This window comes from Pseudomonas sp. BT76 TE3572 (assembly GCF_050435365.1).
GTDB classification, from domain to species: domain Bacteria; phylum Pseudomonadota; class Gammaproteobacteria; order Pseudomonadales; family Pseudomonadaceae; genus Aquipseudomonas; species Aquipseudomonas fluorescens_W.
In genome coordinates this window covers 5259929-5280497 of the sequence record NZ_JBNDKE010000001.1, presented here as the reverse complement: position 1 = coordinate 5280497, position 20569 = coordinate 5259929, and the positions used below count along the sequence as shown (strand labels likewise).

At 60.8% G+C, this 20569-nt stretch carries 23 protein-coding genes; 8 read left to right on the top strand and 15 right to left on the bottom strand.

Annotated features, from left to right (window positions below):
* Window positions 1–4 precede the first annotated feature (4 nt).
* Window positions 5–796 carry a YfaP family protein gene (locus tag ABH912_RS23985; RefSeq protein WP_429511807.1) on the bottom strand — a complete coding sequence of 264 codons (792 nt, stop codon included), beginning with the start codon at window positions 794–796 and terminating at the stop codon, window positions 5–7.
* A 277-nt stretch (window positions 797–1073) separates the two neighbouring features.
* On the opposite strand from ABH912_RS23985, the gene ABH912_RS23980 reads away from it, so the two are divergent.
* The 5 genes from ABH912_RS23980 (at window position 1074) to ABH912_RS23960 (ending at window position 7469) form a co-directional block, all read left to right on the top strand.
* The gene (locus tag ABH912_RS23980; RefSeq protein WP_429511806.1) at window positions 1074–2216 is read left to right on the top strand and encodes a Fic family protein; all 1143 of its coding nucleotides are present in this window, start codon (window positions 1074–1076) and stop codon (window positions 2214–2216) included.
* Between the two features lie 77 nt (window positions 2217–2293).
* The gene (locus ABH912_RS23975; RefSeq protein ID WP_007894317.1) at window positions 2294–2536 is read left to right on the top strand and encodes an exodeoxyribonuclease VII small subunit; all 243 of its coding nucleotides are present in this window, start codon (window positions 2294–2296) and stop codon (window positions 2534–2536) included.
* Window positions 2533–3435, top strand: a complete 903-nt coding sequence (locus tag ABH912_RS23970) for a polyprenyl synthetase family protein (protein WP_033054108.1) — start codon at window positions 2533–2535, stop codon at window positions 3433–3435. Before ABH912_RS23975 ends, ABH912_RS23970 begins: the two co-directional genes overlap by 4 nt.
* A gap of 92 nt (window positions 3436–3527) precedes the next feature.
* On the top strand, window positions 3528–5426 hold the full coding sequence (gene dxs / locus ABH912_RS23965) for a 1-deoxy-D-xylulose-5-phosphate synthase (RefSeq protein WP_429511805.1): 1899 nt from the start codon (window positions 3528–3530) through the stop codon (window positions 5424–5426).
* Between the two features lie 165 nt (window positions 5427–5591).
* Window positions 5592–7469 (top strand): TonB-dependent receptor domain-containing protein, encoded by a 1878-nt coding sequence (locus tag ABH912_RS23960; protein WP_429511804.1) that lies wholly within the window; start codon window positions 5592–5594, stop codon window positions 7467–7469.
* A gap of 49 nt (window positions 7470–7518) precedes the next feature.
* Here the strand turns inward: ABH912_RS23960 and ABH912_RS23955 are convergent, their stop codons facing one another.
* The 13 genes from ABH912_RS23955 to nrdR form a co-directional block, all read right to left on the bottom strand.
* Complete coding sequence (locus ABH912_RS23955) at window positions 7519–8319, bottom strand: cobalamin-binding protein (RefSeq protein ID WP_429511803.1); 801 nt, start codon at window positions 8317–8319, stop codon at window positions 7519–7521.
* Window positions 8319–8738 carry an MFS transporter gene (locus ABH912_RS23950; protein WP_429511802.1) on the bottom strand — a complete coding sequence of 140 codons (420 nt, stop codon included), beginning with the start codon at window positions 8736–8738 and terminating at the stop codon, window positions 8319–8321. Before ABH912_RS23950 ends, ABH912_RS23955 begins: the two co-directional genes overlap by 1 nt.
* Window positions 8735–9352: a GTP cyclohydrolase II gene (gene ribA, locus ABH912_RS23945; RefSeq protein WP_033059420.1), complete on the bottom strand. Its 618-nt coding sequence runs from the start codon at window positions 9350–9352 to the stop codon at window positions 8735–8737. Before ribA ends, ABH912_RS23950 begins: the two co-directional genes overlap by 4 nt.
* A 525-nt stretch (window positions 9353–9877) precedes the next feature.
* Complete coding sequence (locus ABH912_RS23940) at window positions 9878–10978, bottom strand: IS110 family transposase (RefSeq protein ID WP_429513146.1); 1101 nt, start codon at window positions 10976–10978, stop codon at window positions 9878–9880.
* 96 nt (window positions 10979–11074) lie between these two features.
* Window positions 11075–11812, bottom strand: a complete 738-nt coding sequence (locus tag ABH912_RS23935) for a substrate-binding periplasmic protein (RefSeq protein ID WP_429511801.1) — start codon at window positions 11810–11812, stop codon at window positions 11075–11077.
* A 22-nt stretch (window positions 11813–11834) separates the two neighbouring features.
* The gene (locus ABH912_RS23930) at window positions 11835–12338 is read right to left on the bottom strand and encodes a phosphatidylglycerophosphatase A family protein (protein ID WP_003228639.1); all 504 of its coding nucleotides are present in this window, start codon (window positions 12336–12338) and stop codon (window positions 11835–11837) included.
* Window positions 12335–13300, bottom strand: a complete 966-nt coding sequence (gene thiL / locus ABH912_RS23925) for a thiamine-phosphate kinase (protein WP_429511800.1) — start codon at window positions 13298–13300, stop codon at window positions 12335–12337. Before thiL ends, ABH912_RS23930 begins: the two co-directional genes overlap by 4 nt.
* Window positions 13301–13320: 20 nt before the next feature.
* Window positions 13321–13821: a transcription antitermination factor NusB gene (nusB, locus tag ABH912_RS23920; RefSeq protein ID WP_008153530.1), complete on the bottom strand. Its 501-nt coding sequence runs from the start codon at window positions 13819–13821 to the stop codon at window positions 13321–13323.
* Window positions 13818–14294 (bottom strand): 6,7-dimethyl-8-ribityllumazine synthase, encoded by a 477-nt coding sequence (ribH, locus tag ABH912_RS23915; protein WP_003185938.1) that lies wholly within the window; start codon window positions 14292–14294, stop codon window positions 13818–13820. The genes nusB and ribH overlap by 4 nt, the downstream gene beginning before the upstream one ends.
* 248 nt (window positions 14295–14542) lie before the next feature.
* On the bottom strand, window positions 14543–15634 hold the full coding sequence (ribBA, locus tag ABH912_RS23910; RefSeq protein ID WP_033059428.1) for a bifunctional 3,4-dihydroxy-2-butanone-4-phosphate synthase/GTP cyclohydrolase II: 1092 nt from the start codon (window positions 15632–15634) through the stop codon (window positions 14543–14545).
* A 16-nt stretch (window positions 15635–15650) separates the two neighbouring features.
* On the bottom strand, window positions 15651–16313 hold the full coding sequence (locus ABH912_RS23905) for a riboflavin synthase (protein ID WP_008033746.1): 663 nt from the start codon (window positions 16311–16313) through the stop codon (window positions 15651–15653).
* 46 nt (window positions 16314–16359) lie between these two features.
* Complete coding sequence (ribD, locus tag ABH912_RS23900) at window positions 16360–17493, bottom strand: bifunctional diaminohydroxyphosphoribosylaminopyrimidine deaminase/5-amino-6-(5-phosphoribosylamino)uracil reductase RibD (protein WP_033059430.1); 1134 nt, start codon at window positions 17491–17493, stop codon at window positions 16360–16362.
* Entirely contained in the window at window positions 17490–17954 is a 465-nt protein-coding gene (nrdR, locus tag ABH912_RS23895) for a transcriptional regulator NrdR (protein ID WP_003228656.1), read from the bottom strand. Before nrdR ends, ribD begins: the two co-directional genes overlap by 4 nt.
* A gap of 128 nt (window positions 17955–18082) precedes the next feature.
* Here nrdR and ABH912_RS23890 point away from each other — a divergent pair, with 128 nt between their 5' ends.
* Genes ABH912_RS23890 through trxA form a run of 3 tightly spaced genes read left to right on the top strand, consistent with a single transcriptional unit; the run spans window position 18083 to window position 20112 of the window.
* On the top strand, window positions 18083–18547 hold the full coding sequence (locus tag ABH912_RS23890; RefSeq protein ID WP_429511799.1) for a hypothetical protein: 465 nt from the start codon (window positions 18083–18085) through the stop codon (window positions 18545–18547).
* Window positions 18544–19200 (top strand): class I SAM-dependent methyltransferase, encoded by a 657-nt coding sequence (locus tag ABH912_RS23885; protein WP_429511798.1) that lies wholly within the window; start codon window positions 18544–18546, stop codon window positions 19198–19200. Before ABH912_RS23890 ends, ABH912_RS23885 begins: the two co-directional genes overlap by 4 nt.
* Before the next feature lie 39 nt (window positions 19201–19239).
* On the top strand, window positions 19240–20112 hold the full coding sequence (gene trxA, locus ABH912_RS23880) for a thioredoxin (RefSeq protein ID WP_429511797.1): 873 nt from the start codon (window positions 19240–19242) through the stop codon (window positions 20110–20112).
* On the opposite strand, the gene ABH912_RS23875 is transcribed toward trxA, so the two are convergent.
* Window positions 20109–20456 carry a hypothetical protein gene (locus ABH912_RS23875; RefSeq protein WP_429511796.1) on the bottom strand — a complete coding sequence of 116 codons (348 nt, stop codon included), beginning with the start codon at window positions 20454–20456 and terminating at the stop codon, window positions 20109–20111. The genes trxA and ABH912_RS23875 overlap by 4 nt on opposite strands.
* Window positions 20457–20569: the final 113 nt, after the last annotated feature.

The following is a 20569-nucleotide window of genomic DNA, read 5'->3' as shown; positions in this document are numbered from 1 at the left end:
ATGCTTAATAGTTGAAAGTCTTGACCAGCAGCAGGTCACCGATGGCCCGCATGGGCACGATGAAGGTCTCGCGTTTTTCGTCGACGGTGTTTTCGTTGAGCACCAGGTTGATCTGCGAGGTGATCACCTCGTTCTGGTTGCTGGTCTCATCGAAGTTATAGCCGCCACTGCCGAAGTTGCCCCAATAGTTCACGTAAACCAGATAGGTGCCATGCATCGGCGCGGTCATGGTGAACATTTCCGGGCCAGGGCCATCGACGCCGTCAGGGTCCAGACCGCCGCCGTTGGTCAGCGCCGAGTGAGCCCAGAACGCGTGCTGGCCGTCGGGGGTAATGATGTGCAGATCGAGCTCGGCTTTCGGGTCATCCCAACCCAGCACCACACGAATCCGCGCCGGAGTGCGCAGGTTGTTGGCTTCATAGAATTGAACGCGCTTGAGCGACTGGCCTTCGGAGCTGCGCACTTCGACGCTGTTGGAGCCAGCGCCAAACGCATATGGCCGGGCGAAACGCCCTTGGTCGTCGGTATACAGATTCAGTGGATTGCCGTTGACCGCCAGCGTGTGCGGCCCTCGTTGGGTGCCGATAGCCTTGAGCTGGCCCTGGATCATGGTGCGATTGCGCTGCACACCGCGATCGATGGGTGGCGTGGGATAGGCGACTTGAGGATTTTCACTGCGGTCCAGCAGGCCGGAATAACGCCAGCCACCCACGGGTTCCGACACCTCGGCCGAAGGCTCGGCCAACGCTGCGGTAGCGCAGACGAGCCCTATCAGCAATAGAAGAAATGAACGCATGTGACGCCTCCTGCCATGCATAACGAAACCTTGCGCCCGATCCTCGGCGCGTTACAGATCCAAAAACTGCGTTTCGTCAGAAAGACCCGTGACTATCGGGCCCTTGAAGGCGCGAAGATTAGCCATTCGGCGGTTTTTTAACAATCGGATACATCTTAATTTGCGGTGGCAATCACGCATATTTTGGGGCGTGAGCCGAATAGCGCTGTTATTCGGCTCACCAAATGAGCCGAATACGGCTATTATTCGGCTCATTCACCTTGGAGACCCCAAATCCATGGCACCCCACTGGATCTGGCAAAAGCCCGATTGGCCAAACTTCAACTGGCAAGCCGAGCGCCTGACGCCGCTTTTGCGCGAGTGCGTGCAGGCCCAAGGTCGGCTGATGGGCATGGTCAGTTCCGTGGGCAGCTCACTCAGCGCACAGAACGAACTGGATGCGTTGTTGCAGAACATCGTGACGTCGTCGGCTATCGAGGGTGAACAACTGAATGTTGGCTCGGTGCGCTCTTCGCTGGCTCGGCGCCTGGGCCTGGAAGCGGTCGATGGCGATCAAGTCAGCCAACGCAGCGAAGGGCTGGCGCAGTTGATGCTCGATGCCACCCAGCATTTCTCACAGCCCCTGACATTGACGCGCTTGCTGGCATGGCATGAATGGCTGTTCCCGGCTCAGGAAACAGACTTCGCCGCCCGCTCGATCCATGTCGGTGCATTGCGCGGCGATGAGCCGATGCAAGTGGTTTCCGGGCGTCTCGACAGACCCACCGTTCACTTCGAAGCACCGCCTCGCCAAGGTCTTGAGCAACAACTGGATACCTTCCTCTCCTGGTTTGAATCCAGCCGCAGTCAGATCGGACTCGATCCACTGCTGCGGGCCGGCATCGCACACTTCTGGTTTGTCACCCTGCACCCCTTCGATGACGGCAACGGTCGTCTGACGCGAACGATCACCGATCTGGCATTGGCTCAGGGCGAGGCGCAGGCCATCCGCTTCTATGCGATGTCAGCGAGCATCCTCGAAGATCGGTCCGGCTATTACCGGGTGCTTGAAACCAGCCAGAAAGCTACCGTGGATATCACTGATTGGCTGGAGTGGTTCCTGAAAACCCTGCTGCGCAGCTTGCAACAAGCTATGGCTCGGATCGAAAGCGTGCTGGGCAAGGCGCGTTTTTGGCAGGCACATCGCGAGTCCGCTTTGACGGCGGAGCAGATCAAGGTATTGAATCGATTGCTTGATGGCGGGGAACGGGGTTTCGAGGAAGGTATCAGCGCGGCGCAGTATCAAGCCGTGGCGAAGGTGTCCAAGGCCACTGCCACTCGCCATCTGGCTGAATTGCTGGAGAAAGGCTACTTGAAGCGGCTTCCGGGTGGCGGGCGCAACACTCGATACCAGATCAGTTATCCCGAAAGCAGTGGCTGAAATGCCACCCTCATTTGCCCATAAACCCCATGTCTGCTAGTGTCGCGCCGGTTTAACGTCAACCGGAAATAGCCGCCATGGCCCGCAAAAAAGCTGCACTGGATTTCGAACAATCTCTCGCTGACCTGCAAACGCTGGTAGAGCGTCTGGAGAACGGCGAATTGTCGCTGGAAGACTCGCTGACGGCTTTCGAGCAAGGCATCGGTCTGACCCGCGATTGCCAGGCGGCGCTGGCCCAGGCCGAGCAAAAGGTTCAGGTGCTGCTCGAGCGCGATGGCGAGTTGGCCGAGGAACCCTTCGACGCGGATCAACCAGAATGATTGCAGCGTATTCGGCGACCAGCCAGGCCCGCGTCAACGCAGCACTGGAAACCCTGTTCAACGCGCCGAGCCCTGAGCTCGCGCGTCTGTACGAGGCCATGCGCTACAGCGTGATGAATGGCGGCAAACGGGTTCGCCCGCTGCTGGCCTACGCCGCGTGCGAAGCGCTGGGCGGCAAGGCTGAGCAAGCCAACGGCGCCGCTTGCGCAGTGGAGCTGATTCACGCTTATTCCCTGGTGCATGACGATTTGCCGGCCATGGACGACGACGATCTGCGTCGCGGCCAGCCGACCACTCACAAAAAATTCGATGAAGCCTGCGCGATTCTGGCCGGTGACGGTTTGCAGAGCCTGGCCTTCAGCGCCCTGCTGGACCCGCGCCTGAGCAACTCTGACGCGGCTCTCACCTCCGATCACCTCCGCCTGCAAATGGTCAGTGCTCTCGCATTGGCCGCGGGCCCGGCAGGCATGGTCGGCGGTCAAGCCATCGACCTCGGTTCGGTCGGTTTGAAACTCGATCAAAAAGCCCTCGAAACCATGCACCGGCACAAGACCGGCGCGCTGATCGAGGTCAGCGTCAAACTCGGCGCCCTGGCCAGCGGACGCGCCGAGAAGGACGAACTGAAGTCCTTACAGACTTATGCACAGGCCATCGGCCTGGCGTTCCAGGTGCAGGACGACATTCTCGACGTCGAAAGCGATACCGAAACCCTCGGCAAACGCCAGGGCGCCGACATAGCACGCGACAAGCCAACTTACCCGGCCCTGCTCGGTCTCGACGCTGCCAAGGCCTACGCCCTGGAACTGCGCGATCAAGCCCTGCATGCGCTGCGACCGTTTGACGCGGCAGCCGAGCCGTTGCGCGATCTGGCCCGGTACATCGTTGACCGGCGCAGCTGACGGCGTATCCGCCAAGTTAAAAGCAACGCGTGGGCAGGGGGCGACGCATCAGGTAAACTGCCGCATCTTTTATACCTATAACGATTCGCCTGATGCCCACGACGTTTCATGAGATTCCCCGCAAGCGCCCGACCACGCCCCTGCTCGACCGTGCCAACACGCCGGACGGCCTGCGCCGGTTAGGCGAAGCCGAGCTGGAAACCCTGGCCGATGAGTTGCGCCTGGAATTGCTCTACACGGTCGGTCAGACCGGCGGGCATTTCGGTGCCGGCCTGGGCGTCATCGAGCTGACCATCGCGCTGCATTACGTCTTCGACACCCCGGACGACCGGCTGGTGTGGGACGTGGGTCATCAGGCCTATCCGCACAAAATCCTCACCGGCCGTCGCGAGCGCATGGGCACCCTGCGCCAGAAGGACGGCGTCGCAGCCTTCCCGCGTCGCTCCGAGAGCGAGTACGACACCTTTGGTGTCGGCCACTCCAGCACGTCGATCAGCGCAGCGCTGGGCATGGCCATTGCCGCCCGCCTGCAAAACAGTGATCGCAAGGCGATCGCCGTGATCGGCGATGGTGCACTGACCGCCGGCATGGCCTTCGAGGCGCTGAACCATGCGCCGGAAGTGGACGCCAACATGCTGGTGATCCTCAACGACAACGACATGTCGATCTCGCGCAACGTCGGCGGGCTGTCGAACTACCTGGCGAAGATCCTTTCCAGCCGCACTTACGCGAGCATGCGCGAAGGCAGCAAAAAGGTTCTGTCGCGCCTGCCCGGCGCCTGGGAAATCGCCCGTCGCACCGAAGAATACGCAAAAGGCATGCTGGTCCCCGGCACGCTGTTTGAAGAACTGGGCTGGAACTACATCGGCCCGATCGATGGCCACGACCTGCCGACCCTGATCGCCACCCTGCGCAACATGCGCGATCTGAAAGGCCCGCAGTTCCTGCACGTCGTCACCAAGAAAGGCAAAGGCTTCGCTCCGGCGGAAGTCGACCCGATCGGTTACCACGCGATCACCAAACTCGAACCGCTGGACGCTCCGGCCGCCGCGCCGAAGAAAGCTGGCGGACCGAAGTATTCCGGCGTGTTCGGTGAATGGCTGTGCGACATGGCCGCGTCTGATCCGCGTTTGGTGGGCATCACTCCCGCAATGAAGGAAGGCTCCGATCTGGTAGCTTTCAGCGAGCGTTTCCCGCTGCGCTATTTCGATGTGGCGATTGCCGAACAGCACGCCGTGACCCTCGCTGCCGGCATGGCCTGCGAAGGCGCGAAACCGGTGGTGGCGATTTATTCGACGTTCCTGCAACGTGGCTACGATCAATTGATTCATGACGTCGCGGTGCAAAACCTCGACGTGCTGTTCGCCATCGACCGCGCGGGTCTGGTGGGCGAAGACGGCCCGACTCACGCAGGCAGCTTCGACCTGTCGTTCCTGCGCTGCATCCCCGGCATGCTGGTGATGACCCCGAGCGACGAAAACGAACTGCGCAAAATGCTCACCACCGGCCACCTGTTCAACGGCCCGGCGGCGGTGCGTTATCCGCGCGGCTCTGGCCCGAACGCGACGATCGAGAAAAACCTCGAACCGATCGAAATCGGCAAAGGCGTGGTTCGTCGTCAGGGCAGCAAAGTCGCCCTGCTGGTGTTCGGCGTGCAACTGGCCGAGGCGCTGAAAGTCGCCGAGACGCTGGATGCCACCGTGGTCGACATGCGTTTCGTCAAACCGCTCGATGAAGCACTGGTTCGCGACATCGCCGGCAGCCACGAGCTGCTGGTGACCATCGAAGAGAACGCGATCATGGGCGGTGCCGGTGGCGCCGTCAGCGAGTTTCTTGCCCGCGAAAACATCCTCAAGTCGATGCTGCACCTGGGCTTGCCGGACAGTTACGTCGAGCACGCCAAGCCTGCGCAAATGTTGGCCGAATGCGGGCTGGATGAGGCCGGAATCGAAGCTTCGGTTCGTGAGCGTCTGCAACTGCTGAACATCTAAAGACACATACAAAACCCTGTGGGAGTGGGCTTGCTCGCGAATGCGGTGTTTCAATCAGCATAAATGTTGACTGACACACCGCATTCGCGAGCAAGCCCGCTCCCACATTGGTTTTCTGTGCCCTTCAAAATTTGTATTCGCTTTAAAGCGCCAACGGACTGCCCGATGAAACTTTCCCCTCTCGCCCTGACCCTGCTCCCGGCCGGCCAACTGCTGGCCGACACCTTCGAACGCGACCAGGCCCTGAAGCTTCCCGACGTGCTGATCAGCGCCAACCGTCAGGTCGAAGCGCGCAATGACAGCAGCGCCGCCAACACCGTGTTCACCCGAGAAGACATCGATCGTCTGCAACCGAACAGTGTGACTGACTTGCTGCGTCGTGTGCCGGGTGTGCAGGTCGGGCAAACCGGCGGGCGCGGCAGCCTGCCGGGGATTTACATTCGCGGCACCAAGTCGGCCCAAAGCCTGGTGCTGGTCGACGGCCAGCGCATCGGCAACTCCACTTCGGGCGACAGCAACCTGCAACACATCAACATCGAACAGGTCGAACGCGTGGAAGTGCTGCGCGGTTCCCGCTCGGTGATTTATGGCAGCGATGCGATTGGCGGGGTGATCCAGATCTTCACCCGCCGTGGCGACGAGCAAGGCCTGCAACCGCGAATGCACGTGGGCTTTGGCAGCAACCAGACCTGGGAACGCAGCCTCGGACTGTCCGGCGGCGACGAGCAGACCCGATTCAATCTCGGCGCCAGCCTCGATGAAACCGCCGGAATCAATCGCACCCGCAAGTCCTATCCCAGCGATGGCGATCATGACGAATACCGCAACAAATCGCTAAGTTTGAGCCTGAGTCACGCCCTCACCGATGACCTCGAAATCGGCGCCAACCTGCTGGATAACCGTGGCAAAAGTGAGTTCGACAATCCATTCGGCCGCTTCGACATGGACACGTTCGAGTCAGTCCAGCAGCAGCCCTACAGCGACTTCGCGGTGAGCAGCGTCAGTAGTTATGTCGATGCGCATATCAATGACCTGTGGAAAACCCGCGTCGAGTTCGGCCACAGCGAAAACCGCGAAAAGTCTTTGGACAAGCTCAGTGACGAACGCAGCGTGTTCAACACGTATCGCAACTCGGTGAACTGGCAGAACGACCTGACCCTCGACGAGCGCAACAGCCTGATCCTCGGCGGCGACTGGTACGAAGACCGGATCAACAGCAGCACGCCATTCGACGAGGACAGCCGCTGGAACCGTGCGGCGTTCATTCAGCATCATTACCAGACGGATAGCTTCTCCACCGAACTGGGCCTGCGCCGCGACCAGAACCAGCAGTTCGGCGGCCAGAACAGCTGGAGCGGCACCTTCACCCTGCCGCTGAATCCGGACAACGATGTACTGCTGACCTACAGCGAAGGCTTCCGCGCGCCGACGTTCAATGATCTGTATTACCCCGACTTCAGTAATCCGGATCTGAAACCCGAGACGTCGAAAAGCTATGAGCTGCAGTGGCGCAGTCAACTGACCGACACCGCTCGCCTGGAAGCTTCTCTGTACCGGACGGACCTGGAAGACGCGATTATTTTCGGTAGCAACTCACGCCCGCAGAACGTGGCCTCGGCACGGATCAACGGATTCGAAGCGGCATTGAAACAGGAACTGTTCGGCTGGCAAAGCAACCTCGGCGTGGCGATCATCGACCCGCGCGATCGCGACAGCGGTCACACCCTGGCTCGGCGCGCGCGGCGGACCTTGAGCCTGGATCTGGATCGGCAGTTCGACCGACTAGGGCTCGGCGCCAGTTGGCAGGCCGTGAGCAGCAGCTACGACGATGAGAACAATCAGCAGCCATTGGGCGGTTATGCGCTGCTGGGGTTGCGCAGCAGCTGGGAAATGAATCGCGAGATCAAGCTTGAGCTGAAGGTCGATAACCTGCTGGACAAGGGTTATAGCCGGGCGCTGTACAGCCATGACGGCAGTCAGCATGGGTATCGTGAGGAAGGTCGGGCGTGGATGTTTGGGGTGACGTGGATGCCTGAAATCTAAAGACTGGCGCAGTCACCTGTGGTGAGGGGATTTATCCCCTCGCCACAGGTCAGCGGTCCGGCTCGATGACTTGGCACAACTTGGCCGTCGCTTCGATCATCTGCCCGCTCGGCCGCTCCAGCCCCTTATCCGTCACCAACAGCAATTGCCCCTGCGCCACTGCGGCAACCTGCGGCCAGGCTTTCCACGCATCGAGTTGCGCCCGATCGCCGGCCAGAATCACTTCCGGATTGCGCTGTAATACTGCTTCAATACTGACCTGCGGCGCTGGCAGGGTCAGGTCGGCAAACACATTGCGCGCTCCGCACACTTCAAGCGCATCGCTGATGATCTGCCCGCCGCCAACGGTGTACAGCGGCCGATCCCAGACCTGATAAAACACCCGTAATGGCACATCCCGACGATACCGCTGGCGCAACGAATCCACCCGCTGACGCAATTTTCCAGCCAATGAAATGCCACGCTCCGGACGGCCGAGCTGTGCGGCAATCGCCTCAATCTGCGAAGTGAGTTGTTCGAGGTTGCGGGGTTCGGCCACGTAGGTCGGAATGTTCAACCGCTTGAGCTGTTCACGCTGGGCCGGGCCAACGCTGCCGGGCCAGAGCAACAGCAGATCGGGCTTGAGGCTGAGCAGCTGTTCCATGTCCAGCTGGCCATAGCGGCCAACCGAAGGCAGGTCTTTGAGCTCGGCAGGACGCTCACCGGCATCCAGCACACCCACCAGCAGGTCGGCTGAGCCCAGCTCAACAACGATTTCAGAGAGCGATGGCGCGAGGCTGACAACGCGTTCGACCGCAGCCGCCGGGAAACAGACGGCCAGCAGCAAAACCGTCAGCCAGACGGGCCGCATCAGCCGAGTTGACGCGGAATACGGTAGAGGTAGAACAGCACCAGGGTCGACAGCGCCAGCAGCATCAACGGCACGGCTTCGAGACCGACGAATACCGCCAGCGCGCCGATCCAGGCCGGCAGGCCGGCAGCCAGGAATGCCGTGCGACGCTTGGCCGCCAGAGCGATCCAGGCAGCAGGTTCTTCAGGGGTGTCGAGGGCTTTTTGAGTGGCGATCAACGCGTGCTTGTAGCCGCCAAAGAATTTCAGGCTGACAAACATCGACGCCACACCCGCGATGAACAACGGCATCGCCAGCACCGGCAGGATTGCCTCGCCCTGGCCAAACACGCCGTTGATCACGAACAGCGGCACCAAGGCCAGCGCCAGGTACTGCCACCAATTGACGGACAGTCGCCGCCGAACCTGACCGCGGGTCACGCCCGGTCAGCCTCACCCTGGTGCTCGTTGCCCATCATGTGGTCGAGCTTGCTGGCCTTGGTGGCCAGGTAGAGTTTGTTGTGTGGGTTATGACCGGTGTGCAGCGGCACGCGCTCGGCGACCACGATGCCCATGTCGGTCAAGGCTTTGACCTTGCGTGGGTTGTTGGTCATCAAACGCAGGGATTTCACGCCCAGGTGCTCCAGCATCGGCAGGCACATGGCGTAGTCGCGCTGGTCGGCGGCAAAGCCCAGACGCTCGTTGGCTTCAACGGTATCGGCACCGCCATCCTGTAATTCATAGGCGCGGATCTTGTTCAACAGGCCAATGCCACGGCCTTCTTGACGCAAGTACAGCAACACGCCACGGCCTTCACGGGCGATGGCTTGCAAGGCGGCCTCGAGTTGCGAGCCGCAGTCGCAACGCTGGCTGAACAAGGCATCGCCGGTCAGGCATTCGGAATGCAACCGGCCGAGTACCGGGGCACCGTCGACGAACTCACCCAGGCTCAGCACAACGTGCTCGCGCCCGTTTTCTTCATCGAGAAAGCCGTGCATGGTGAATTGCGCAAAAGGCGTTGGCAGCTTGGAAGCGGCGACAAAAACGACAGGCACCGGTGTGCTCCTGATCAATAAGTACTGGAGATTCGCAGACGCGGCATTGTAACAGCACGTTCCGACAGACGCTTAGGCTGAATTATGGGGCATAACAATCAAAAAGTTAGATCACTGGTGCCTAAGGCCCTGTCTACGCACGCCTTGTAGCAGCTGGCGAAGCCTGCGTTCGGCGGCGAAGCCGTCGTGAAACCTGCCGACTCGGTCAGTCTGATATACCGCGGTGCCTGAATTTACGACGGCTTCGCCGCCGAACGCAGGCTTCGCCAGCTGCTATGTATGGACTCGCCCCCACATTCAACCTGCTTTTGAACACTGCTACCCGGTTGCATCTATGTATGAGGCCTGTTCAAGGAAGTCTTGAGCGGCTTCTGGCCAACATTGGGTAAGCTCGGGGTATGCCGATTACAGTAAGGCCTCGAGGGCCAGTAGCAGCTCAGGCATCAATCCGCGACGGTCTGACCTGGGGTCAATGTTCTTAGCATGGGTTGGAGCGCTTAACGCCCCGGTGGCAGAACTCAGTGATCAGTGACTCATCGCAGCCTCCGGCTCAGCGCCCGGCTGGCGACGATAAGTCTGGTCGTTTTGCAGTAGCACCCAGAGGATGCGCAGGTTGCGGTTGGCCAATCGCACCGCCGCTTCCTTGCGACCCAGACGAGAGATCCAGCGCTGGAGACGTTGGTCGTCCGGCTGCTGTGAATCGGGTCGTAGCTGTTTCAAGACGGCGTGGGCACCCTGGATCGTCAGACTGCGCAAGTAAGCATCGCCATGCTTGCTCATCTTGCCCAGTCGAACCTTCTCGCCAGTGCTGTGCTGGCTGGGCACCAACCCGAAGTAGGCGGCGAACAATCGGGCGTTGGCAAAGCGTTCAGGCTGGGTCTGCTTGGCCAACAGCGCCGTGGCGATGATCGGGCCAACGCCGCGCACCGTCATCAGCCGCTTCGCCGTCTCGTCCTCCTTCGCGGCCGTTTCCAGCCGACCGGTCAGCACGTTGACGCGCTCGCCCAGCTGGCTCCATTCGCCCAACAGTTCGGCGATCAGTTCGCGCAGCAAATCGGGCAACGGTTGGGTGGCATCTTCCAGTATCCGAGGCACGAGCTGGCTGACAGCTGTTTCGCCCTGCGCCAGGGCCACGCCATGTTCCAGCAGTAACCCGCGCATCTGATTGCCGACCGCCGTGCGCCGCCGAACATAGCCCTGCCGAGCCCGATGCAAAGCCTGCATCGCCAGCGCCGCCGCACTCTTGAGCGGCACGGCCGAAATCTTGATATCGCGGCCTGCGCGCAAGATCGCCAATGCATCGTTGCGATCATTTTTCGGGCCGCTGCGATGATTGGCAACCAGCTGGGCCGGGAGGATGCGGACTGGATTGCCCTGCGTTTGCAGCAATCGTCCCCAGGCCTGAGCGCCTGGCCCGGTTTCCATCAACACCGTCACGCTCGCGGGAAGTTTATGAAGAAATGCCTGGAAGGCCTCGCGTGACTTGATTCGATCCTCGAACAACACCCGGCCGAGGGCATCCTCCCCGGCCAGCTGAAAGACCCTTTTGGCAAGATCCACCGCAACGGTGGTGCATGCCACCACATCGGCTGACAAAGACTGATTGATCGTCGTATGCTTTTTCATGGCCTCGCCCTCGCTGTCGTTGGCTTCTATAAGAATGCCACCGTGGCGCGCAGACGCCTCGGCTTGGGCGAGTCCATTCAATTACAGGGGTCGTGTTCAGTTCGGGTCAAACGGATAGGGTTGTTTCCAGCGCTCGAAGATCGGTTTCAGCTGGCCGTTTTTCACCAGTTGCTCCATGCGTTGATCAAACAGTGCCATCAGGGTGCGAGCCTTGGGGGTCTTGGCAAAGCACAGATACAGCGGCAATTCCGCGATGTGGGTGCGACGGAACTGCGTCGAATCCTTGGCCCACTTGAGGACGTAGTCGACCTCGGTCAGCGCGTCGATGTAAAAGTCGGCGCGGTTGCGGGTCAACATCGACAAAATCCCGGTACGCCGCATGACTTCGTTATAGCGACGTATATTGGGCAGGTAGTCCTGAAAGTCGTAGCCGCGGACCCAGGCCAGTCGATAGTTACCCAGGGTTTCCGGGGTCGGCTCGGGGTTGCTGGCCAGGCCCAAGGCATAGATGTGATCGGTATCGAAGTTCCAGCGCGGATAGAGCAGATCGCTGGACTCATCAAGATAGGAGCCGACACAGGCATCCACTTCACCGCGCTGGGCCAGGCCCATGGAGCGCACGTAGGGTTCGCTGCGGATGTCCAGTTTGACCCCCGCCGGCTCGAAGACTTCTCGCAACACGTCCCAGCCCAGACCGTGGCCATCGGCGGCGGTGTAGTCTTCCCAGTCTTCGCTGGCCAGAAGAATCACCGACGGCGTCGTCGCCTCGTCACCCGCCTGGGCGAACGAGCAAAACATCGCGAAAATCATCAGAGCCAACCAGCGTCGAGCCATCCCTAGTCCTCTGTTTTGCCCATCAGGCAAAAATCCATACCAGCCCCTGCATCGCCAACCACGCAAACACCCCGGCCAATACGTCATCGAGCATGATCCCGACACCGCCATGCACATGCCGGTCGATCCAGCGAATCGGCCACGGCTTGAGAATGTCGAAGAAGCGGAACATCAAAAACCCCGCCAGCAACCAGTACCAACCTTCCGGCACCAGCCACAAGGTGATCCACATCCCGACCATTTCATCCCAGACGATGCCTTCGTGGTCGTGTACCCGCAAATCGTCGGCGACCTTGCCGCACAGCCAGAAGCCAAACAGCATGGTGATGCCGAGCATCAGCCAGTAACCCCAATCGGGCAGCATCTGCCACAACGGGATAAAGGGTAGCGCAACTAACGAGCCCCAGGTGCCAGGTGCTTTTGGCAAGGTGCCCGAACCGAAGCCGAACGCCAGGAAATGCCACGGATTGCGCCAGACCGAGGGCGGTACGAACTCCGCCGGGACCTGTTTGGGATGATCTGTCACGGTGTCTCCCGAAAATGTTGATAGCCCCGGGTTTGCGGGGTGATGTCTTGTCCATCAGCGTCCAGCAGCACCACACCCTGCCCCGTCACAACCCGCCCAACCACATGGATCGGCCAGCCATCGGCCACCAATTTCGGCAACTCGACGGACGGCAAGGTAAAGGCCAGTACGTAATCATCACCGCCGCTCAGGGCCGCAACTTCTGCATCCGATTGACCGAGGAAGGCCACTAAAGCCTTCGACAATGGCAGCGTGTCCCGTTCAACCTGAATGCCGACCTTCGATGCGAGGGCAATATGCCCGCAGTCCGCGAGCAGGCCGTCGGAGATGTCCAGCGCCGAGGTGGCTTTACCGCGCAGCGCCTGGCCCAACGCGAGTTGCGGCTGCGGCGACCAGTAATGCGCCAGCAGCGGATCGGCGATGGCGGCTTCAACCGTCCGCTGACCGAGCACCAATGGTAAGGCGCCAGCGGCGTTTCCCAGGTCACCGCCAACGCAAAGCAAGTCGCCTGGCTGCGCACCGCTGCGGGTCAACGCCTTGCCGGCCGGCACACGACCGAACACGGTCATGGTCAGGCTCAACGGTCCGCGGGTGGTATCACCGCCCACCAGCGCCACACCGCAGCTTTGCGCCATGAGGTTCAAACCACGGGCGAAGGCGTCCAGCCAATCGGCGGTCACCGTCGGCAAAGTCAGGGCAAGGGTAAAGGCAACGGGAGTGGCGCCCATGGCAGCCAGATCGCTAACAGCCACGGCCAGCGAGCGCTGACCGAGCAGAAACGGGTCGCAAGGATCTGCGAAATGCACACCGGCAACCAGTGTGTCGGTGGAAATCGCCAACTGCTCCCCGGGGGGAACAGCCAGCAAGGCGCAATCATCGCCGATCCCGAGGGCAACGCCTTCGCCGCCCTGCGCACATGGCGCGGCGGCGAAAAAGTTACGGATCAGCTCAAATTCGCCCATGGCAGCTGTTCAAGCGCGAATCAGCGCTTGAACGCCTTCACTTCAGCTTCACGCAGACGCGGGGCCAGCTTGTCGAGTACACCGTTGACGAACTTGTGGCCGTCGGTGGAACCGAAGACTTTCGCCAGCTCGATACCTTCGTTGATCACAACGCGGTACGGCACGTCGACGCGCTTGAGCAGTTCCCAGGTCGACAGACGCAGAACGGCCAGTTCAACCGGGTCCAGCTCTTCGATGGTGATGTCCAGGCACGGCGTCAGTGCAGCGTCGATCTCAGGCTTGTGAGCCGGAACGCCGTGCAGGATGTCGTGAAAGTAAGCGGCATCGACATCGCTGAAATCGTTATCGACCCGAAACTGCGCTTCGATCTCGTTCAAAGATTGCTTGGCCATGTGCCACTGGTACAGCGCCTGAGTCGCGAGCTGACGGGCTTCGCGACGCTTGACGCTTTTCGATGGCTTGCCGGCATCCGCAGGCTTTGGATCGCGCGGGTTGAAACGATCGCTTTCGTCGCTAATCACTTGGCCTCCAACTGCGCCAGCAGGCTGACCATTTCCAGAGCGGACAGGGCAGCTTCAGCACCTTTGTTACCGGCCTTGGTGCCGGAACGTTCGATGGCTTGCTCGATGGAATCAACGGTCAGCACGCCAAATGCGACTGGAACGCCGAACTCCATGGACACCTGGGCCAGGCCCTTGGTGCATTCGCCCGCCACGTATTCGAAATGCGGAGTACCGCCACGAATGACCGCGCCCAAGGCGATGATTGCCGCGTATTCGCCCTTCTGAGCGACTTTCTGCGCAACCAGCGGAATTTCGAAGGCGCCAGGTGCGCGGATGATGGTGATGTCGCTTTCGCTCACGCCGTGGCGAACCAGGGCATCAACTGCACCGCTGACCAGACTTTCAACGACGAAGCTGTTGAAACGGCCTACTACCAAAGCGTAGCGGCCTTTAGGGGCGATGAAGGTACCTTCGATGGTCTTCAGGGTCATTCGTTAGATCTCTTAAAGAGCCGGGACGCGTTTTCTACGCGTCCCTCAGTGATATTTGAACCGCGAATACAGCGCCGGAAATTCCGCAACGGTGTTCACTTGCAAATCGTTGTGGCGAGGGAGCTTGCTCCCGCTGGGCTGCGTAGCGGCCCCTCTTGTGGGCGCTGCGCACCCAAGCGGGAGCAAGCTCCCTCGCCACAGTAAATCAAACAAGCCTTAAGTGAACAACGAGGACAAAACCCGGTGTCTTATTCGGAGGGCACGTATTCTACAACTTCCAGATCGAAACCGGATATCGCATTAAATTTCATTGGCGCACTCATCAGGCGCATTTTGCGCACGCCCAGGTCCCGAAGGATCTGCGAACCGGCACCCACGATGCTGTAGGTGGTCGGTTTTTTCGCCGGTACGTGCTCCGCGGTTTCGCGGATATGCGCCAGCAACACGTCGCCATCGAGCGGGTGACCGAGCAACAGCACGACACCGCTGCCAGCCTCGGCAACCGCGGCCATCGCGGCGCGCAGGCTCCAGCGGCCAGGCTGCTTGACCATCAACAGGTCGCGCAGCGGGTCCATGTTGTGCACCCGAACCAGGGTCGGCTCTTCGGCGCATACGGTGCCCAGGGTCAGGGCCATGTGCACGTCGCCTTCCACGGAATCACGATAGGTCACCAGGTTGAATTGGCCCAGTTCGCTGTCCAGTGGCTGCTCGGCAATCCGCTGAACGGTACGTTCGTGGATCATCCGATAGTGAATCAGGTCGGCGATGGTGCCGATCTTGATGTTGTGTTCGGCAGCAAACGCTTCCAGTTCCGCGCGGCGGGACATGGTGCCGTCGTCGTTCATCACTTCGCAGATCACGCCGCTCGGCTCGAAACCGGCCATGCGCGCCAGGTCGCACGCCGCTTCGGTGTGGCCGGCGCGAGCCAGCGTTCCGCCAGCCTGAGCCATCAGCGGGAAGATGTGGCCGGGGCTGACGATGTCTTCCGCCTTGGCGTCTTTCGCGGCAGCGGCCTGCACGGTGCGCGCACGGTCAGCGGCGGAAATGCCGGTGGTCACGCCGGTGGCCGCTTCGATGGACACGGTGAACTTGGTGCCGAAACCGGAGCCGTTACGCGGCGCCATCAGAGGCAGCTTCAGCAGTTCGCAGCGCTCGCGGCTCATCGGCATGCAGATCAGGCCACGGGCGTGCTTGGCCATGAAGTTGATGTGTTCTGGCTGGCAGCACTCGGCGGCCATGATCAGGTCGCCTTCGTTCTCGCGGTCTTCGTCATCCATGAGGATGACCATCTTGCCTTGGCGGATGTCTTCAACCAGTTCTTCGATGCTATTGAGCGCCACAAGGCACCCCCTTGGGTCAGGATTTGAGGTAGCCGTTGGCGGCCAGAAAGCTTTCGGTGATGTTACTGGAAGTCGGCTCTGCGGCCTTGTCGCCCAACAACAGGCGTTCCAGATAACGTGCCAGCAAGTCAACTTCAAGATTCACCCGGCGACCTGGCTGGTAAGACGCCATGATGGTTTCGCTCAGGGTGTGCGGAATGATCGTCAGCAGGAACTCGGCGCCATCGACCGCGTTCACGGTCAGGCTGGTGCCATCGACAGTGATCGAGCCTTTATGGGCGATGTACTTGGCCAGCTCTTTGGGAGCGCGGATGCGAAACTCCACAGCGCGAGCATTCTCGGTACGGGCAACCACTTCACCCACGCCATCGACATGGCCGCTGACCAGATGCCCGCCGAGGCGAGTGGTCGGGGTCAGGGCTTTTTCCAGGTTCACCGGGCTGCCGCTTTTGAGGTCGTTCATCGCGGTGCAGTCGAGGGTTTCGCGGCTGACATCCGCCGCAAAGCCGTTGCCTGGTAACTCAACCGCCGTCAGGCACACGCCGTTGACCGCGATGCTGTCGCCCAGTTTGACGTCGCTCAGATCGAGCTTGCCGGTTTCTACGTGTACCCGCACATCTCCGCCTTTTGGGGTCAATGCACGAATACTGCCGATGGATTCGATGATGCCGGTAAACATGGAGTCCTCCTCGAGAACAGGGCCGTCGCGTGGCGCAGGCCCGGAATTATACGCTCGCCGCTGGCGAAGGAATGGCGATGACTCGCCAGTCATCGCCAACCGCGCGAATTTCGGTGATTTTGAGTTCAGGCGCATCCTTCATTTGCGCGAGCGGCCAATCCAGCAACGGACGCGCAGACGAACCTAAAAACTTGCCGGCGATGAAAATCTGGAATTCGTCGACCAACCCTTGCTGAGCGAAAGCCCCGGCCAGACGCGGCCCTGCTTCGACCAACACTTCGTTGACCCCGCGGTTGGCCAGTTCGACCAGCAGTTTGCGCAGGTCGACCAAGCCATCCTCGCCCGCCACGATCAGGCATTCCGGGCCATGGGCGTATTGCTCTTCAATCGCCATGCACGTGGCGACCAGCGCCGGGCCAGCCTTAAAGAATGGTGCATCCAGCGGCACCCGCAGACGACCGTCGATCAACACACGCAACGGCGGACGGCTCATGGCCAGGGCCGTTTGCTCAGGGTCCAGGCCCAGCTCATCGGCACGCACGGTCAAACGTGCATTATCCGCCAGCACCGTGTCGGCGCCGGTCAACACAACGCTGGCCTGGGCGCGCAGACGCTGTACCGCAGAACGCGCAGCAGGGCCGGTGATCCATTGGCTTTCGCCGCTTTCCATCGCCGTGCGACCGTCGAGGCTCATGGCCAACTTGACCCGCACGAACGGCAAGCCGTGCTCCATGCGCTTGAGGAAACCTTCATTGAGCTTGCGCGCTTCGCCTTCCAGCACGCCGCTTTCGGTAGCGATGCCGGCCTGGGCCAGGCGCTGCATGCCACGACCGGCAACCGACGGGTTCGGGTCTTGCATCGCCGCGACGACCCGAGCCACACCCGCATGTACCAGCGCATCCGCACAAGGCGGCGTACGTCCGTGGTGGCTGCAAGGCTCAAGGGTCACGTACGCGGTGGCGCCTCGAGCCTTATCGCCGGCGGCGTGCAGGGCGTGGACTTCGGCGTGGGGTTCGCCGGTGCGCACGTGCCAGCCTTCGCCGACAATTTGCCCGTCACGCACGATCACGCAGCCCACCCGAGGGTTTGGATGTGTCGTGTAATGACCTTTGCGCGCCAGTTCCAGGGCACGGGCCATGTAATGGGCGTCGAGGATGGCTTGCTCTGGGGACGTGGTCATTCTTTCACCGGCTCACGGGCCAGGCGATCGATCTCTTCGCGGAACTCGTTGAGGTCCTGGAAGCGCCGATACACGGAGGCGAAACGAATGTAGGCGACTTCGTCGAGCTTTTGCAGCTCGGCCATCACCAGTTCACCGACGACAAGGGATTTAACCTCTCGCTCACCGGTGGCGCGCAGTTTGTGTTTGATGTGCACCAACGACGATTCCAGGCGCTCGACACTCACCGGGCGCTTCTCCAGCGCACGCTGCATGCCGGCGCGGAGTTTTTCTTCGTCGAACGGCTGGCGGCTGCCGTCGGTTTTGATCAGGCGCGGCAACACCAGTTCGGCCGTCTCGAATGTCGTGAAACGCTCGCCGCAGGCCAGGCATTCGCGCCGGCGGCGCACCTGTTCGCCCTCGGCGACCAGACGCGAGTCGATGACCTTGGTGTCGTTGGCACCGCAGAAGGGACAGTGCATGGTGGCAGGCAACAAAAAAAGGGAGGGCCATGGTAGCGCATCCCCGTGGCAAGACAAGCCATAGGGTTTGCGGTATACAGACGGGCTATAGAGCTAGATCCATGGATTTCACCTTGCTGGAGCCGAAAATGCCCCTAAGACCGCTCGTTTTGCTCAGTCTTTTCAGCCTGCTGGTGGCCTGCGGCAGCGATGCGCCCAAGCCCCAGCCGCCGACGCCAGGCCCCGCGCCACAACAGGCACAGAAGAAAGCCAGGGAATCGGCCAACCTCGGCCCGCTGCCCGCGTATCAGCGTGAATTGAGCGGCACCCTGCAAGGCGTGCCGGCCGACGCCGAAGTCGAACTGGCGCTGCTGGTGATCGACGACAAGGGCCGCCCGCAACAATTGCTGGCCAGCTCCAGCCTGATCGGCACCAATCAGATTCTGCCGTTTCACCTGCGTTTCAACCCGGAATCCTTCCCGGTCGGCGCCCGCGTGGAACTGCGTGGCCGGGCCAGCCAGTCCGGCCAGCTGATTTTGCATCTGCCGTCGCAAGTCATCAGCCAGCCAACGACGCAAGTGCTGGGTCAGCTGCAATTCGTCAAAGCGCCATGATTGCACCGCTCGACCTGCAACAGGCGTTGGGTGAGTTGCTCGGTGATGCACAACTGGTTGCCTGTGAATTGCCGGACACCGACCTGAAGCTTTGGCTGATCGACGGCGACAACATGGACCGCGCCTTCAGCCCGGAGGAAACCCGGCGAATTCTGCATGAGCCGCCTTATTGGAGTTTTTGCTGGGCCAGTGGCCTGGCGGTCGCCCGCTATCTCGCAGAATTCCCTGAGTGGGTCAAAGGCAAACGGGTACTGGATTTCGGTGCCGGTTCCGGGGTGGAGGGGATCGCGGCGGTGAAGGCCGGAGCGCTGGAAGTGGTGGCCTGTGACCTCGATCCGCTGGCGATTGCGGCGTGCCGGGCAAATGCCCAACTCAATGACGTACACCTCAACTACTCCACGGACTTTTTCGCCGAAGCAGATCGGTTTGATCTGATTCTGGTGGCCGACGTGCTGTACGACCGGGCGAATCTGCCTTTGCTCGATGAATTCCTGAGTCGCGGCCAGGAAGCGCTGGTGGCTGATTCACGCGTAAGGGATTTTCGCCACCCGTTGTATCGACGCATCAAGATGCTGGAGGCAATGACCTTGCCCGATCTGGCCGAGCCCGAAGAGTTTCGGCATGTGAGCCTCTACCACGCGCGGCGCGGCTAGCCTTATAGTTGCCCCATTCACGCTTTTACGAGATCCCCCATGAGTCAGGAAACGCCGTACATCTTCGACGCCACGACTGCCGATTTCGAGCAGTCGGTGATCGAGAACTCTTTCCACAAACCGGTGCTGGTGGATTTCTGGGCCGAATGGTGTGCGCCGTGCAAGGCCTTGATGCCGATGCTGCAAACCATCGCCGAGAGCTATCAGGGTGAGTTGCTGCTGGCCAAGGTCAACTGCGACGTCGAGCCGGACATCGTTTCGCGCTTCGGCATTCGCAGCCTGCCGACGGTGGTGCTGTTCAAGGACGGTCAACCCGTGGATGGTTTCGCCGGAGCACAGCCGGAATCCGCCGTGCGCGCGATGCTTGAACCTCACGTGCAAATGCCACCGCCGGCTGCTTCCGACCCGTTCGAACAGGCTCAGGCGCTGTTTGATGACAACCGCTTTGCCGACGCCGAAGCCACACTGAAAGTGCTGCTGGGCGAAGACAACACCAATGCCAAGGCGCTGATTCTCTACGCCCGCTGCCTCACCGAACGTGGCGAGCTGGGCGAAGCGCAAATCGTGCTCGATGCCGTCAAGAGCGATGAGCACAAGGCGGCCCTCGCCGGTGCCAAGGCGCAGATCCAGTTCCTCGGCCAGGCCAAGGATTTGCCGGATGCGGCAGACCTGAAAGCGCGCCTGGCGAAAAATCCGCAGGACGATGAAGCGGTTTATCAGCTGGCAATCCAGCAACTGGCCCGTCAGCAGTACGACGCGGCGCTGGATGCGTTGCTCAAGCTGTTCGTGCGCAATCGCAGCTACAACGAAGGCTTGCCGCACAAGACCTTGCTGCAGGTGTTCGAACTGCTGGGCAACGATCATCCACTGGTGACCACGTACCGCCGCAAGTTGTTTGCTGCGCTGTACTAACCTGCGTTGATCCAGCTGTAGAGCGGCGTATCCCCGCCGCTCGTCACTTTCACATCAGAGCAGTGGCGCAAACGCACGAGCAAGCGTTTGCCCGACGCCGCGCTGCCGGTCAGCCCTTCCAACTGATCCAGCAAATCCGGTCCGCTCAATTGCCCGGCCTTGCGCAGCAAATCCTTGGTGATCTGCCACAGCGCATCATCCTGATTGACCGGTTTTGCCGGTGCAGCACTGGCCTCCGGTTTCACCACCTGCAACTGCGCACCGAGCCGTGCCCAGTCGTCGTCATCCATCTCCAGCGTCAAATCCACCGGCCAGTCGCCGATGCTTCCGCGTATACGCAACATAAGTCTGCTCCTGCACATTTCTGACTTGCATGCTCCCATGGGACTTGTGCAACGCCAAGCAGGCGGTCAAACTCTCGCCACTTACGTTATAAGATTACATAACAAATTCTTCA